Annotated in this window: 12 protein-coding genes; 2 read left to right on the top strand and 10 right to left on the bottom strand. The window is 65.7% G+C overall.

Annotation, left to right across the window (positions count from 1 at the left end):
- Positions 1-26: 26 nt before the first annotated feature.
- The 9 genes from HMPREF3088_RS03110 to HMPREF3088_RS03070 form a co-directional block, all read right to left on the bottom strand.
- Positions 27-770 (bottom strand): ATP-binding cassette domain-containing protein, encoded by a 744-nt coding sequence (locus HMPREF3088_RS03110; protein WP_210398551.1) that lies wholly within the window; start codon positions 768-770, stop codon positions 27-29.
- A gap of 155 nt (positions 771-925) precedes the next feature.
- The gene (locus HMPREF3088_RS03105; protein WP_070758398.1) at positions 926-2,074 is read right to left on the bottom strand and encodes an ABC transporter permease; all 1,149 of its coding nucleotides are present in this window, start codon (positions 2,072-2,074) and stop codon (positions 926-928) included.
- A complete protein-coding gene (locus tag HMPREF3088_RS03100) occupies positions 2,075-3,049 on the bottom strand; it encodes a substrate-binding domain-containing protein (RefSeq protein WP_210398553.1) in 975 nt (324 codons plus the stop codon). It lies immediately after the preceding gene.
- 209 nt (positions 3,050-3,258) lie between these two features.
- Positions 3,259-4,626, bottom strand: a complete 1,368-nt coding sequence (locus HMPREF3088_RS03095) for an adenosine deaminase (protein ID WP_070758394.1) — start codon at positions 4,624-4,626, stop codon at positions 3,259-3,261.
- Positions 4,627-4,716: 90 nt separating this feature from the next.
- A complete protein-coding gene (gene yhjD, locus HMPREF3088_RS03090; protein WP_070758413.1) occupies positions 4,717-5,802 on the bottom strand; it encodes an inner membrane protein YhjD in 1,086 nt (361 codons plus the stop codon).
- A gap of 148 nt (positions 5,803-5,950) precedes the next feature.
- Positions 5,951-7,003: a tryptophan--tRNA ligase gene (gene trpS / locus HMPREF3088_RS03085; RefSeq protein WP_070758393.1), complete on the bottom strand. Its 1,053-nt coding sequence runs from the start codon at positions 7,001-7,003 to the stop codon at positions 5,951-5,953.
- Between the two features lie 11 nt (positions 7,004-7,014).
- A complete protein-coding gene (locus HMPREF3088_RS03080) occupies positions 7,015-7,896 on the bottom strand; it encodes a trimeric intracellular cation channel family protein (RefSeq protein WP_070758391.1) in 882 nt (293 codons plus the stop codon).
- Positions 7,897-7,913: 17 nt separating this feature from the next.
- Positions 7,914-8,948 carry an exodeoxyribonuclease III gene (locus tag HMPREF3088_RS03075; protein WP_070758390.1) on the bottom strand — a complete coding sequence of 345 codons (1,035 nt, stop codon included), beginning with the start codon at positions 8,946-8,948 and terminating at the stop codon, positions 7,914-7,916.
- Positions 8,949-9,002: 54 nt separating this feature from the next.
- On the bottom strand, positions 9,003-10,175 hold the full coding sequence (locus HMPREF3088_RS03070) for an MFS transporter (RefSeq protein ID WP_246818018.1): 1,173 nt from the start codon (positions 10,173-10,175) through the stop codon (positions 9,003-9,005).
- 268 nt (positions 10,176-10,443) lie between these two features.
- Between HMPREF3088_RS03070 and HMPREF3088_RS03065 the strand changes: the two genes are divergently transcribed.
- Positions 10,444-12,681, top strand: coding sequence for an NADP-dependent isocitrate dehydrogenase (locus HMPREF3088_RS03065; protein WP_070758386.1), 2,238 nt, complete (start codon positions 10,444-10,446; stop codon positions 12,679-12,681).
- A 179-nt stretch (positions 12,682-12,860) separates the two neighbouring features.
- Here the strand turns inward: HMPREF3088_RS03065 and HMPREF3088_RS03060 are convergent, their stop codons facing one another.
- Positions 12,861-13,541 (bottom strand): MOSC domain-containing protein, encoded by a 681-nt coding sequence (locus tag HMPREF3088_RS03060; RefSeq protein WP_070758384.1) that lies wholly within the window; start codon positions 13,539-13,541, stop codon positions 12,861-12,863.
- A 505-nt stretch (positions 13,542-14,046) separates the two neighbouring features.
- Here HMPREF3088_RS03060 and HMPREF3088_RS03055 point away from each other — a divergent pair.
- A complete protein-coding gene (locus HMPREF3088_RS03055; RefSeq protein WP_070758382.1) occupies positions 14,047-15,369 on the top strand; it encodes an O-acetylhomoserine/O-acetylserine sulfhydrylase in 1,323 nt (440 codons plus the stop codon).
- Position 15,370 lies beyond the last annotated feature (1 nt).

The raw sequence follows: 15,370 nt of genomic DNA, 5'->3' as shown, positions 1-15,370 counted from the left end.
CCCCCCCCCGCAGCCAGCCCTCGCCGCTAGCTGCGCAGCTCGTGGCTCAGCGCGTCCAGCTCCCCGCCGCCGGACATCTCCACCGTGAGCTCCTCCAGTGTGACGTCTTCCAAGTCAGCGTTCATCACCTGCTCGCCCATGTTCAGCATCATGAAGCGATCCCCCACCAGGTAGGCGTGGTGCGGGTTGTGGGTGATGAAGATGACCGCCACCCCGGACTCCCGGGCCTTCTTCACGAAGCGCAGCACCATGCCGGACTGCTTCACACCCAGTGCTGCGGTCGGCTCGTCCAGGATCAGCACGCGCGCGCCGAAGTAGATCGCCCGGGCGATCGCCACAACCTGCCGCTGGCCACCGGACAGCGTGCTGATCGGCACCTCCACATCCGGCAGATCCACGCCCATCTTCTCCAGCTGCTCGGCGGTAATCTCGCGCATCTCGTCGGCCTTCAGCCGCCCCAGCGCGCCAGTGAGCTCCTGGCCCAGGAAGAAGTTCCGCCACACGGACATCTGCCCCACCACCGCGAGATCCTGATACACGGTGGCAATCCCCCGGTCGAGGGCGTCCTTCGGGTTGCGCAGCCTCGCTGGCTCCCCGTCGATCAGCATCTCGCCGCCGGTGGGCTGGTGCAGCCCAGAAAGCGCCTTAATCAGCGTGGACTTACCAGCGCCGTTATCTCCCAGCACGCAGGTCACGGTGCCGGGGCGGATCTCCATGTCGATGCCCTTGAGCACCAGGCGCTCGCCGTAGGCCTTTTCCAGGCCGCGCATCTCGATGATCGGCGGGGTGGCGCCGTCCTCGGCGCCGGGGACGTCCTTATCAGCAGCGCCGTCGGCAACGGCGCCCTTATCGGCGACGACGTCGCCTGCCGCGCCCGTCCCGGTCGACGTCACCGTCGCCGCGTCCTTCCGCTTGTTTCTGCGAGTCACTTGGCACCTCCCTGCACCCGAGAGAAGGAATTATTGGTCAGCACGGCCAGCAGCAACATCGCACCGAGGAAGAACTTGAACCAGTCGGGGTTCCATCCGGCGTAGACGATGCCCTGGTTGGTCATGCCGAAGATCAGCGCACCGATGGCCGTGCCGATCGCCGTTCCCCGGCCACCCGTCAGCGAGCAGCCACCGATCACGGCGGCGATGATGTACAGGAACTCGTTACCCACGCCCTGCCCGGCCTGGATCGAGTCGAAGGCGAAGAGGTTATGCATCCCCACGAACCACGCTGAGAAGGCCACGAACATGAACAGGGTGATCTTCACGCGCCGCACGGGGACGCCCACGGCGCGGGCGGCGTCGGCGTCGCCACCGACGGCGAAAATCCAGTTACCGAAGCGGGTCTTGAACAGCAGCCAGCTGGCCAGCGCCACGAACAGCAGCCACCACACCACGGTGATCTGCACGTCCACGCCGAAGACCTCGAAGCTGGAGGCGAAGAAGGCCTTGGCGGAGTTGTAGCCCTCCATGTCGGAGATCGTTGGGGTGGCGACCTGCCCGGTGACCAGCTTCGTCACGGCGAGGTTGATGCCCTGCAGCATGAGGAACATCGCCAGGGTGATCAGGAAGGAGTGAATGCCGGTCTTGGTGACGAGGTAGCCGTTGATCGCGCCGATGGACAGCGAAATGATCAGAGAGAGGAACACGCCCGTCCACGAGTTCAGCCACAGGTTGTAGTTCAGCATCGTGGCGGCGAGCGCGGCGGTGGTCACGGCCACGCCGGAGGACAGGTCGAATTCGTCGCCGATCATCAGCAGCCCCACGCCCAGCGCGATGATGCCCAGCGTGGAGCTGGAGTACAGCACGGTGGCGAAGGCGTCCGCGCTGCGGAAGGCCGGGGCGAGGATCATGAACAGCGCGAAGATGAGGATCGCGCCGACCAGGGAGGTCAGCTCGGGGCGCTTGAAGGCCGCGAGGACGGCGTTGTCCCCGGCCTTGTCTGCGTTCTGTTCCGCTGCGCCCTCGGCTGCGGAGTCCGCGGTGTTTTCTGTATCCGGGGACGACGTCAGGTTCGGCGCCGCCTCGTCAATCTGCTCCGCCGTTGCCGGGCCGGTGGCCTGCTCGGATGTGGGGTCAGACATTTAGCGCAGCCCCTCCTTCGCGGCGTCCTCGATCTTGTCCACGTTGCTGGCGTCCACGAAGGCCGGGCCGGTGAACACGGGCTGGCCACCACCTGGGATTGCACCGTTGCGCTTGGCGAGCCAGAGCGCGTCGACCGCAAGGTAGCCCTGCAGGTAGGGCTGCTGGTCCACGGCCCACTGCACCGTGCCGTCCTTGATGGCGGTGACGAGCTCGGCGTCGGTGTCGAAGGTGACGATCTTGGCGTCAGAACCGGCGGCGCGGGCGGAGTTGACGGAGGCCAGGGCCACCGGGGCGACGAGGTTGAGCACCCAGTCGATGTTGCGATCCTGGGCGAGCTTCGCCTGAACCGTGGAGGTCACGCTGGTCATATCCATGCCGTTGACGTAGAGGGTCTCCAGCGTGCCGCCACCCTTGGCCTGGAGGGCCTTCTTGGCACCACCACAGCGGGCCTCCTGGGAGGGATTGCCCTGCTCGTGGATCACGCAGAGCACCTTCTTCGCGCCGTCCTTGGCCAGCCGCTCGCCCGCGGCCTCACCCGCGACGTGCTCGTCCTGGCCAAAGAAGGCGGACACCCCGTAGCGCTCGTAGTGGCCCATGCCGGAGTTCAGCCCGACGGTGGGGATCCCCTGCTCGGTGGCGCGGCGGGCGATGGGACCCAGCGCCTCGGCGGTGGGCATGGTCAGCGCGATGCCGTCGACCTGGGAGTCGATGGCGTTGCGCACGAGGTTGGCCTGGTCAGGCGCCTGCGGGGAGCTGGCGTAGCGCAGCTCGATGTTGTTCTTCTTCGCGGCGTCCTCCGCGCCACGGCGGACCAGGTCCCAGAAGGTATCGCCGGGCGCACCGTGGCTGATCATCGCGACGGTGTAGCGGGGCGTATCGACGCCACCGGCCGCGCCACCCTCGCCGTTCGCGTTCTCGCGCGGGCGACCGCCGGTGGCGGAGCATGCCGCGACCGCGCCCATCGTCAGGGCCATGAGCACCGCGAGGGCGCGCTTGAACGCGGTGTTGATTCGGGGATTATTTTTCTGCACGTTTCCTGATTTTTCGCAGGTCAGAGGCCTAAGTCAAACCGCAAACCGGCCTTCTGAATCCTTCAAGACGCGCTGTACTGCAGCGATATCGTGCCGATATGACCCGCCCCGAGGGACCGCGCGCGTGGGGCGCGGTCGGCGGGGTGTCGTGCTTACTCCTTCTCCGCGGAATCCTCGTCCGCGGAGTCCTCGTCGCTGCCGGGCTCGTCATCGAGGCTCAGGCCGAGCTGCTCCAGCTCCGCCTTGAGGTTCTCCATGGACAGCTCCAGGTTGGCGTCCTCCCCAAGCGCCCCGGCCGCGCCGTTGGGGCTGTGCAGGCCCTGCAGGCCCGCGGAGATGCCCTGGCCTGGCCCGCCGATGTGCTCGTGGTCGTGGCCGCCGTGATCGTGCTCGTGACCGGCAGCCGCACCAGCAACGGTGCTTAAGCCGAGCTCCTCCCCCAGCTTCGCGTAGGCCGGGTAGATCACGGTCTGCTCCAGCTCGGCGCGCAGCGGAGCATCACAGAAGGCATGATCCAGCGCATTGGTGGTCAGCTCCAGCATCTGCCAGTACTCCAGGTCGAAGACCTCCGCGAGGCGCTCGAACTCCTGGGTCATCGTCGTGCCGGAGACCAGGCGGTTATCGGTGTGCACGGTGCACACGAAACCCAGCTCGTAGAGCAGGTTGAAGGGGTGGTCGGCGATTTCTTCGGCAACACCGGTCTGGGTGTTGGAGGTCGGGCAGATCTCCAGCGGGATGCCCCGGTCGCGCACGTGGCGGGCTACCGGCCCCAGCTCGATGCCGGAGAGGGTGGCGTTGAGGTCCTCGTAGATGCGCACGCCGTGGCCGAGGCGGAGGGTGCCCTGAACGAGGGCGTCCTTGATGGACTCCACGCCCGCGGCCTCGCCGGCGTGGATGGTGAAGGGCACGAGGTTCTCGCGCAGCAGCTGGAAGGCCTCGGCGTGGTTGGCGGCCGGGAAGCCGTCCTCCGCGCCCGCGATGTCGAAGCCGACCACGTAGCCCTCGCCCGGGCTGGAGATCGGGTAGTTATCCACGGTCAGCTGCGCGATCTCGGTGGCGCGGTCGGCATGACGCATGGCGCACAGGATCAGGCGAGCGTGGATGCGCTTGCCCTTCGCGGCGGCGGCGCGCTCGCCCTCCTTCGCGCCCTGCACGGTGGCTTCCACGACCTCCTGCAGGCTCAGCCCGTTGGCCTGGTGCTGCTCGGGGGCGTAGCGCAGCTCGGCGTAGACCACGTTGTCTGCGGCCAGGTCCTCGACGGCCTCGCGGGTGACGCGCACCAGCGCTTCCTTCGTCTGCATGACGGCGGTGGTGTGGTCGAAGGTGGTCAGGTACGTCGGCAGGTCGCCCGAGTTCGCGGCGTCGTAGAACCACTTCTCGAGCTCCACCGGGTCCGTCGTGGGCAGCTCGTAGCCGATCTCGGCGGCCAGCTCCACGATCGTGGCGGGCCGGAGGCCGCCGTCCAGGTGGTCGTGGAGTTCGACCTTGGGCAGGGATGCAATGACGTCCGAATCAATCATGGGGCACAGCTTACTCGGCAGCTGTGCCCCATGGTGGCGGGCGGGGAGGGTTATCAACCCCGCCGTTGAAGCCCGGTGAAAACCGGCGGATTACTTAAAGATCGAGCGGATGGCCCCACCCAGGACCACACCCGCGGCGGCCCCGAGGCCGACCAGCCCGGCGCGGCCGGCGTCGGTGGAGCCGGTGCGAACCTCCTGGCGAACGCGGATCACCGCTGCCGGCGGCACCGGCGGGGTCATCATGGCCAGGGACTCCGGCGTGGTGGCTGCCCACGCGGAGCAGTACAGGGTGATGCGCCAGATGAAGTAGAACAGCACCATCACACCGATGATCGGACCGAAGGCAGCGCCCGCCGGGTTGCTCAGCGCGTTGGAGAAGAACATCGTGGCGAACTGCTTGAAGATCTCGAACACGACCGCGCCGATGATGGCTGCCTTGAAGGCGGACTTGCGCGGCACCTTCGCCCGCGGCAGGTAGACCATCAGCCAGAAGAAGACCAGCAGGTTAGCCAGCAGTGCAACGACCAGAGCCACGAGGAAGGTAATGAATCGGATGCCCGGGACCTCGTCGAGCCCCACCACACCAAGCAGCTTCTCGGTGAGCCCCGAGTTACCGATGGTGGTGACGGCGAAGGCCACGACCAGGGCGAGGAGCAGGCCCAGCAGGCCCAGCAGGTCGGAGAGCTTGCCCTTGATGAAATTCTCCGGGCTGTTATCGACCTTCCACATCTCGGAAGCACCAATGCGCAGGTGGTTCATCCAGCTCAGGCCGGACCACAGGGCCAGCAGAAGACCGATGGAGAACACGGACTTACGCTGATCGATCGCGCCCTCGACGATGGTGCCCAGGGTGTCACCCATCTCGCCGCTACCCATGGACGTCACCTGGTCCATGACCTTGTCCAGCAGATCCTGGTTATTAGCCAGGATGATCGCGACTGTTGCCAGCACGAGCATGGTCAGCGGGAAGATGGACAGCACTGAGAAGTAGGTAATGCCCGCGGCGAACTGGTTGCCGCCCTGCTCGCCGTAGCGCTCGTTCATCCGCATGATGTGGTCGAACCACGGCCACTTGTCGCGGAGCTTGACCAGCGCCCCTTCGTCGTCTTTGCGGCTGCGTTCCACGCCGTAGGCGTCGAGCTTGTCATAGTCGGGCGTCGTTGATGTTTTCGCCATCAGCGCGTCCATCCTTCCTTGGGCAGGCTTTCGGGGCTTCGGGTTTTCGATCCGGGGTCGGATCATTCTGTGGCACGCGCCGGACGGCTGGTGGCCGACCTGGGCACGTACCTCATTATGTCGTTTTCGTCGGTCGCGGTGTGCCGGTTTAGGGCTTTGGCAGGAAGCCGACGCGGTCGTAGACCTGCTCCACCGTCTTCGCAGCGATCTCGCGGGCGCGCTCCGCACCCTTGGCGAGGACGCGCTCCAGCTCGGCGCGGTCGTCCATGTACTCGTTGTACTTCTCGCGCAGCGGGGAGCAGAAGGCCTCGAGCACCTCGGCGGTGTCCTTCTTCAGGTCGCCGTAGCCGGAGCCGGCCTCCTGGTACTGGGCGACGAGCTCGTCGATGCTCTTGTCACCGAGGGCAGACTGGATGACCAGGAGGTTAGACACACCCGGCTTGTTCTCGACGTCGTAGCGGATCTCGTTGTCGTTATCCGTCACCGCGCTGCGGATGCGCTTGGCGGAAACCTTCGGGTCGTCCAGCAGGTTCACCAGGCCGCGTGGGTTGTCGGTGGACTTGCTCATCTTGGCGGTCGGGTTCTGCAGGTCGTAAATCTTCGCCGCGCCCTGCGGGATCATGCCCTCCGGAACCACGAAGGTCTTCTTATAGCGAGAGTTGAAGCGCTCCGCGAGGTTGCGGGTCAGCTCCAGGTGCTGGCGCTGGTCCTCCCCGACCGGCACGAGGTGCGGGCGGTAGAGCAGGATGTCCGCGGCCATGAGCATCGGGTAGGCGTAGAGCCCGGAGGTGGTGTTCTCGTTACCCTGCTTGCTGGACTTGTCCTTGAACTGGGTCATGCGGCGGGCCTCGCCATCGCCGGTGATGCACATCAGCACCCACGCGAGCTGGCTGTGCTCCGGGACGTGCGACTGCACGAACAGGGTGGAGCGCTCCGGGTCGATGCCGAGCGCGAGCAGCTGCGCGGCACCGGCGAGGGTGCGGTTGCGCAGGTCCTTCGGGCTATATCCCGGAACGGTGATGGCGTGCTGGTCCGGGATGAAGTAGAAGGCGTCGTAATCATCCTGCAGGGTAATGAACTGCTTGACCGCCCCGAGGTAATTGCCCAGGTGGTAGGAGTCGCTGGTCGGCTGGAGTCCGGAGACGACGCGCTGCTTCTTCGCGCCGCTATCGCTGTGCTGTGGGTTTTCGCTGCTTGTCATGTCTTCTAATGCTACTCACCGGGTTTCGGCTGCGTGTCGCCGTCCCCCTGTCCGTGGCAATCGCAGCCGCATTCCTTTTCGACGTCGCCCTCGGTCGCCGCTCGTCCCCCGGTTCGTGGGTCCTCTCCCGTGGCACTCGCCCCCGGCTCTTCGCCGTGGTGGCGGTGCCGCAGCCCGGCGATGCCTTCGGTGATGCGCAGCTGGCGGGGGCCAGCGGGGCGCAGCTCCCGGGCCTTGTTCAGCAGTCGGTTGGACAGGCTGTGCTCCCGGTCGCGGGTGAACTCGCGCTCCTGGTACTCGAAGACGGGCAGTGACCAGTGGAAGAAGATCGCGCATAGGCGCAGGCCGAAGGTGAATGCGAGGACGATGATCGCGTTGAGGTTGTCGTTGACCCCGGCGGCGTTGAGCGCCAGGTAGAGGATGGACCCGGAGACCGCGACGGAGGCGTAGAGGTCGCCCTGGAAGACCAGGGGGACGCGGTTACTCATGATGTCGCGGAGCACGCCGCCAAACACGCCGGTGAGCACCGCCGCGACGATCGCGATGAGCGCCCCGTGCCCGGCGCCCAGGGCGATCTGGGTGCCGAGCACCGTGAACACAGAGAGCCCCACGGCGTCGAGGATGAGGAAGACCCAGTGGAAGTAAGTCATCATCACGGGGATGGCCACGGTGATGAACGCGGCGACGAGCACGAAGACCAGGTAGATCGGGTTTTCTACCCACACCAGCGGGTAGTTCCCCAGCAGCACGTCGCGGACAGAGCCGCCGCCGATGGCGGTCACGCACGCGATGATGGCCACGCCGAAGAGGTCCATGCGCTCGCGGCCGGCGGCCAGGGCGCCGGTCGCGCCTTCGGCAGTGATGCCGATGACGAAGAGGACGATCAGGAACATACCGTCTCCCGGTGGGTTTAGCGGAACTCGAGGATCACGGGGCTGTGGTCGGACCAGCGCTGGTCGTAGGTGGGCGCCTTGTCCACCCGGGCAGCGGCGGCGTGCTCCAGCAGTCCACCGGTGACGGCGTGCAGGTCGATACGCCAGCCCGCGTTCGTGTCGAAGGCCTTGCCGCGGTAGCTCCACCAGGAGTACGGGCCGTCCTCCTCGGGGTGGAGGTGGCGCACGGCGTCGTGCCAGCCTGGCTGGGTGGCGGCGCCTGCCGCGATGCGGGCCTGCGCGAGCTCGCCGGGCTGGTAGTCCACGGCACCGAAGAAGTCCTCGGCCGCCCCGGCGGGGTTACCGACCCGGCCGGAGTCCTCCGCATCGCCCACCTGGGTTGCACCGTCCGGGTAGGTGCCGAGCACGTGGTCAAGGAAGGCGCGCTCGGCGGGCAGGAAGCCGGACTTGTTGCGGTTGGGCTTCCAGTTCTTCAGGTCCGCGCGGCGGTGGCAGATATTCCAGTCACCGCCGATGAGCATCTGCTGCCCCCCGGCCTCGGCGGCCGCGGCACGCTGGTGCATGAAGGGCGCGAAGGCATCCAGGAAGCGGAACTTCTCGTCCTGCTTCTCGGTGCCGCTGGCACCACTGGGCAGGTAGAGGGAGGCCACGGTGATCGGCTGGGTTGTGCCCCCGACCTCGGCGTCCACGGTGGCCTCGATGTAGCGGCCAGAGTCGTCGAACTCGCGGGCGGCCTCCACCGCGCCCGGGTGTTCCGGGTTGGCCTCGTGGCCGAAGCCGATCTGCACGTCCCGCAGTGGAAGGCGCGACAGGATCGCCACCCCGGCCCGCCCCTTGGCCGCGGCTGGCGCCTGGGCGAGATGCCAGCCGTCCTCCAGGGCGGGGGCGATGGCCTTGGCGGTCTGCGCCTCGTCGGCGCGGACCTCCTGCATCAGCACCACATCAGCCGGGTGGGTGGCCAACCACGGGAGGATGCCCTGGTTGTTCTCGTGGCGCACCTTCGCGGCGGCCCTGATTCCGTTGACGTTAACCGTAGCGACTGTAAAACCCATGCCCACCAATATAGGCCGTGCCCCGGACACACCAGCAGCCGCATAAGCCGCGGGCTAGGAGGCGGCGAGCTGGCGACGTCGTAGCAGGAAGGCGAGCAGCCAGACCACCGCACCGGTGGCAGCCAGGGCCGCACCCGCGAGGGCTGGGGCAGCATAGCCGAAGCCAGCGCCGATGACCGCGCCACCGATCGCGGCACCGGCGGCGTTGGCCATGTTTAGCGCGGAGTGGTTGAGGGCGGCGGCGAGGTTCTGGGCGTCCCGGGCGACGTCCATCAGGCGGGTCTGCAGGCTCGGGACCAGGCAGGAGCCCAGGAATCCGATGAGGCCGAAGTTGGCGATGCCTGTGATGGCGTTGGTGGAGGTGAAGTAGAACGCGCCCAGCACCACGATCAGAGCGATGAGGCTGCCGGCGATGGTGTACTCCAGGTTCCGGTCAGCCAGCACGCCGCCGAACCAGGTTCCGAAAACCATGCCGATGCCGTAGACCATCAAGGGAATCCAGATGAGGGTTTCGCTGAAGCCTGCACGCTCGGTCAGCGTCCAGGAGATATAGGTATAGACCGCAAACATGCCGCCGAAGCCGACCGTGCCGATCGCCAGGGTGAGCAGTACCTGGGGGTTGATCAGAGCGCCGAGCTCGGTGATCGGGTTGCTCTTCGGCATGAGGGTCATGTGCGGCAGCGAGATATACAGCGCCACGAAGGTCACCAGGCCGATCACTGCGACGAGCAGGAAGGCGAAGTTCCATCCGAAGTGGGTGCCCAGCCACTGCGCGGCGGGCACACCTGCGACGGTGGCCACCGAGAGTCCCAGCCCGGAGAAGGCCACCGCCTTGCCGCGCTGCCCCGGCGGGGCCATCGAGGCGGCGATGAGCGCGGTGACGGAAAAGTAGGCACCGTGTGGCAGGCCGGCGATGAAGCGGCTGATCAGCAGCATGTTATAGCTGCTGGCCAGCACGGTCAGCCCGTTACCGATCGTGAAGGCGATCATGAGCACCAGTGCCAGGCGACGGCGCGGCACGGTGCTGGTCAGCGTGGTGATGAGCGGGGCACCCACCACCACGCCGAGGGCGTAGGCGGAGATGACGTGCCCGGCCGTGGCCTCCGAGATCTGGAAATCCTCGGCGATGAGGTTCAGCAGCCCCATCGCCACGAACTCGGTGGTACCGATGCCGAAGCCACCGAGCGCGATGGCCAGCATGGTGATGATTCTCCTGCGGCTGCCCATGGTGGTTTGTGTTGGCACGGGGCGGCGATTCGGCATGGTTGGCACGGGGCACGCTTCCTGAAATTCTTTGGCTGGGCCGGATGAATACGAAGTAACGAAAAAGAATCAATATTTTTAATAACTTTTTTCGCCTTTCGCAAGCGAAGTTGCGACAGTACCCGTATGATTCACGATTTTTCTACTTCACGTAAGCTGGGTAGCACGATAAAAATCGAGTGACTTTTAACGGTTCACCGAAAACGATGTGAAAGCAGGGAGATACCGCCTTATGGCCAAGATCATTTACACCCGTACCGACGAGGCCCCACTTCTGGCCACGTATTCGCTGAAGCCGATCGTGGAAGCTTTTGCATCGACTTGCGGCGTGGACGTGGAAACGCGTGACATCTCGCTGGCAGGTCGTATCCTGGCCGCTTTCAACGATAAGCTCCCGAAGGAGCAGCAGGTCAACGACGCTCTCAAGGAGCTCGGCGAGCTGACCCAGTCCCCTGAGGCCAATATCCTCAAGCTGCCGAACATCTCCGCATCCGTCCCGCAGATGCGCGCAGCCATCGGCGAGCTGCAGAAGGCCGGCTACGACCTGCCGGACTTCCCTCTCGAGGTCAACACCGAGGAGGAGAAGGACGCCTACGCCCGCTACAGCTCCGTCATGGGCTCCGCCGTGAACCCGGTGCTGCGCGAGGGCAACTCTGACCGCCGCGCGCCGAAGGCCGTGAAGAACTACGTGCGCACCCACCCGCACACCATGGGTGAGTGGACCGCCGAGTCCAAGACCAACGTGGCGACCATGGAGGCCAACGACTTCCGCCACAACGAGCAGTCCGTCATCATGCCGGCTGAGGATGACCTGCGCATCCAGCTGGTGAAGGCCAACGGCGAGACCACCGTGCTGCGCGACTCCCTGCCGGTGCAGAAGAACGAGATCGTGGACTCCACCGTCCTGCGCGCCGCCGCGCTCGACGAGTTCCTGCGCGCCCAGGTCGCCCGCGCGAAGGCTGAGGGCGTGCTGTTCTCCGTGCACCTGAAGGCCACGATGATGAAGGTCTCCGACCCGGTCATCTTCGGCCACGCCGTGCGCGCTTACTTCTCCGACGTCTACGAGCAGTACGGCGAGGAGCTGCTGGCCGCCGGCCTCGACGGTGAGGACGGCCTGGCTGCCATCCTCGACGGCCTGTCCGAGCTGGACAACGGCGAGGAGATCCGCGCCGCATTCGACAAGGGCCTCGAGGACGGCCCGGATCTGGCGATGGTCAACTCCCACCGCGGAATCACCAACCTGCACGTCCCGTCCGACGTCATCGTCGACGCCTCCATGCCGGCCATGATCCGTGACTCCGGCAAGATGTGGAACAAGGACGACGCCCGTCAGGACACCCTGGCCGTACTGCCGGACTCCTCCTACGCAGGCGTGTACCAGGTCGTCATCGACGACTGCCGCAAGAACGGCGCATTCGACCCGACCACGATGGGCACCGTCCCGAATGTCGGCCTGATGGCGCAGAAGGCTGAGGAGTACGGCTCCCACGACAAGACCTTCAAGATCGAGGCGGACGGCAAGGTCCAGGTCCTCAACAAGGCCGGCGACGTGCTCATGGAGCACGAGGTCTCCGAGGGCGACCTGTGGCGCGCCTGCCAGGCCAAGGACATCCCGGTTCAGGACTGGGTGAAGCTGGCCGTCGAGCGTGCCCGCAAGACCGGCGACCCGGCTATCTTCTGGCTGGACCCGGAGCGCGCCCACGACCGCAACATGACAACCCAGGTCGAGAAGTACCTGAAGGACCACGACACCGAGGGCCTGGATATCCGCATCCTCTCCCCGGTCGAGGCCTGCCAGCTCTCCGTGGACCGCATCCGCGAGGGCAAGAACACCATCTCCGTCACCGGTAACGTGCTGCGTGACTACCTGACCGACCTGTTCCCGATCTTGGAGCTGGGCACCTCCGCGAAGATGCTCTCCATCGTTCCGCTGATCGCGGGCGGTGGCCTCTTCGAGACCGGTGCTGGCGGTTCCGCGCCGAAGCACGTCGAGCAGCTGACCGAGGAGAACCACCTGCGTTGGGACTCCCTGGGCGAGTTCCTGGCGCTGGCTGAGTCCCTGCGCAAGCTGGCCGACACGGATAACAACCCGCGCACCCCGGTGCTGGGCGACGCGCTGGACGTTGCTACCGAGCGGATCCTGGAGGAGGGCAAGTCCCCGCAGCGCGAGGTCAACACCCTCGACAACCGCGGTTCCCACTTCTACCTGGCAATGTTCTGGGCTCGCGCCCTGGCCGATCAGAAGGACGACGCCGACCTGGCCGAGCTCTTCGCCCCGGTCGCCGACGCGCTGGAGACTGCCGAGGACGAGGTCATCAAGGAGCTCAACGACATCCAGGGCAAGGCCGTGGAGCTGGGTGGCCACTACCACCTGGACGAGGAGAAGGCGAACGCTGTGATGCGTCCGGTCGCTGCATTCAACAAGATCATCGACGATCTCGCTGCAGCAGATAACTCCCTGGAGGGCTAGTACCGCTCCCCCGTCGGGCCTGCTGCAGGCCCGCCCCCGGGGTCAGCGGAGGGATATAGCCGACTGGGCCTAGCGCGCTAGAGATAGCGCTGCTAGGCCCAGTTTTTCTTTTCTACCGGCCAGGAGCCCCTGCCCCGACCTTGCGGCCTCCATCCAGCGGAGACCAAGCTGCTCATATCTCAGTTCAGCAGGCGACCCAGCTGCTCATGATGGTGCCCGGGGAGCACCCCGGCGTCGAAAACCTTGCGGGCAGCTTCCTTATCACCCAGCTTGGCGGCGAAGGCCTCCCCCATCGTCACGCCGTGCTCCGGCACCGGTCCGAAGCGAATCTCGTCCAGCGGGCGGATGCGCCCGGCGGTAATCACGCGGAAGTAGGCGCCGCAGTCGCCATGCTGTGCGAAGCGCTTGACCCAGCCCTTCTCATCGAGCCAGGCGGCGAAGGTCGCGCACGGGGTGCGCGGCACGCTTACCTCGAGCTCAGCGCTACCCATGGACACGCGCTGGCCGATGTAGACCTCCGACCACTTCACCCCAGCGGTGGTGATGTTCTCCCCGAAGCTGCCGTAGACGAGCTCACGGCCGAGCTCCCCTTCCCAGAAGTCCAGCTCCTCGCGGGCGAAGGCGTAGACGGCCTTATCTGCCCCACCGTGGTGCTTATCGTCTCCGATCGTATCCCCAACGACGCCACTGCCGTCGCCGTAGTTCGGGCCCGGCGCGAGCACGTCGATGTGCGACTGCGGCAGCTTTTCGATGCCGGTGTGCTCGTAGGTTCCGGCGGGGTTGGGTTGTGGGCGACCAACTGCCACCTGGAGCACGCTCGGCTCTGCGTCAATCAGGAATGCAGCGTCTGTATTAGCCATGGTGCAGGTCCTTTCTGGCGCCTTGTGGGCCCGTGTTGTGCTCGTTGCGCTGGGATTCTTTCTTTATCCCGTGCACCACCCCACCCTAGTGACTCAACTGCGGTTGCAGGTGCGACCCGCAATTTTTCCGCCAAAAGTGTTGAAGCCCAGACCTCCTACCTCCCATCCGATGCGGTGCAAAACAGCGCTTCGTGCGCTGCTGCCACCCACCGCATGAACCCATACCGAGCGGTACTTAAAAACCGCCAATACGACCCCAGGGCCACCGAGCAACAGCCCCCAAAAGACCCAAAAGTAGACTAAGTGGTATAAATTTTTAAACGCTCTTGACCTGCACTGTTAACGCATAAAGACCCCGAAAATAGACAGAGCGGTTTACTTTTTTCAGCGGGGACTATAAAGTGAGTCACCACACAGCGATCGAGCGGCACAATCCACCCGGATCCCACCCGGATCGCCACGATTCACAACACAGCCTCAAACACACGAAAGAGACAGGAAAACCATGCCAAAGTACGACAACTCCAACGCAGCAGAGTGGGGCTTTGCCACCCAGCAGATCCACGCCGGCCAGACCCTGGACCCGACCGGTTCCCGTAACCTGCCGATCCACATGACCACCAGCTACGTCTTCGACAACGCCGAGCACGCCAAGCAGCGCTTCGCGCTCGAGGATCCGGGCCCGATCTACTCCCGCCTGACCAACCCAACGGTCGAGGTCCTCGAGAACCGCCTCGCCACCCTCGAGGGTGGTGTCCACGCCGTCGCCTTCGCTTCCGGCATGGCCGCCATCACCGCCGCGCTGATCAACGTCGCGAACTCCGGTGACCACATCGTCGCCTCCCCGCGCCTCTACGGCGGCACCGAGACCCTCCTGCTCGTCACCCTGCCGCGCCTGGGCATCACCACCACCTTCGTCGAGAACCCGGATGACCCGCAGTCCTGGCAGGACGCCGTTCAGGACAACACCGTCGCCTTCTTCGGCGAGACCTTCGCCAACCCGCAGGCGGACGTCCTGGACATCCCGGAGATCAGCAAGGTTGCCCACGAGAACAAGGTCCCGCTGATCGTCGACAACACGCTGGCCACCGCAGCGCTGGTCAAGCCGCTGGAGCTCGGCGCCGACGTCTCCGTCTCCTCCCTGACGAAGTTCTACACCGGCAACGGCTCCGCCATCGGCGGCATCCTCGTCGACGGCGGCAAGTTCGACTGGACCCAGGAGCGCAACGGCAAGCCGGTCTTCCCGAGCTTCGTCACCCCGGACCCGGCCTACCACGGCCTGAAGTACGCCGACCTCGGCGAGCCGGCCTTCGGCCTGAAGGCTCGTGCGGGTCTGCTGCGCGACACCGGCGCCACCCTCTCCGCGTTCAACGCCTGGCTGGCCGTCCAGGGTCTCGACACCCTGAACCTGCGCGTCAAGCAGCACAACGAGAATGCCAAGCAGGTCGCCGAGTTCCTGGACAAGCACCCGAAGGTCGCCAGCGTCGCCTACGCCGGCCTGGAGTCCAGCCCGTGGAACAAGGTCAAGGAGAAGCTGGGCCTGGAGTACACTGGCTCCGTTCTGGCCTTCGACCTGGCCACCGGCGACGCCGACCCGCGCGAGGCCGCCTGGAAGTTCATCGACTCCCTGAAGCTGCACTCCGACCTCGCTAACGTCGGTGACGTACGCTCCCTGGTCGTCCACCCGGCAACCACCACGCACTCGCAGTCCACCGAGGAGAACCTGCGCAACGCGGGCATCTCCCAGGCAACGGTTCGCCTGTCCGTCGGTATCGAGGACGTCCGCGACATCATCGCCGACCTCGAGCAGGGCTTCGAGCAGATTTAAC

The organism is Corynebacterium sp. HMSC22B11 (assembly GCF_001815965.1).
GTDB lineage: Bacteria > Actinomycetota > Actinomycetes > Mycobacteriales > Mycobacteriaceae > Corynebacterium.
Note: the sequence above shows the minus strand (reverse complement) of the source record. Positions and strands in the feature narration are given on the sequence as shown.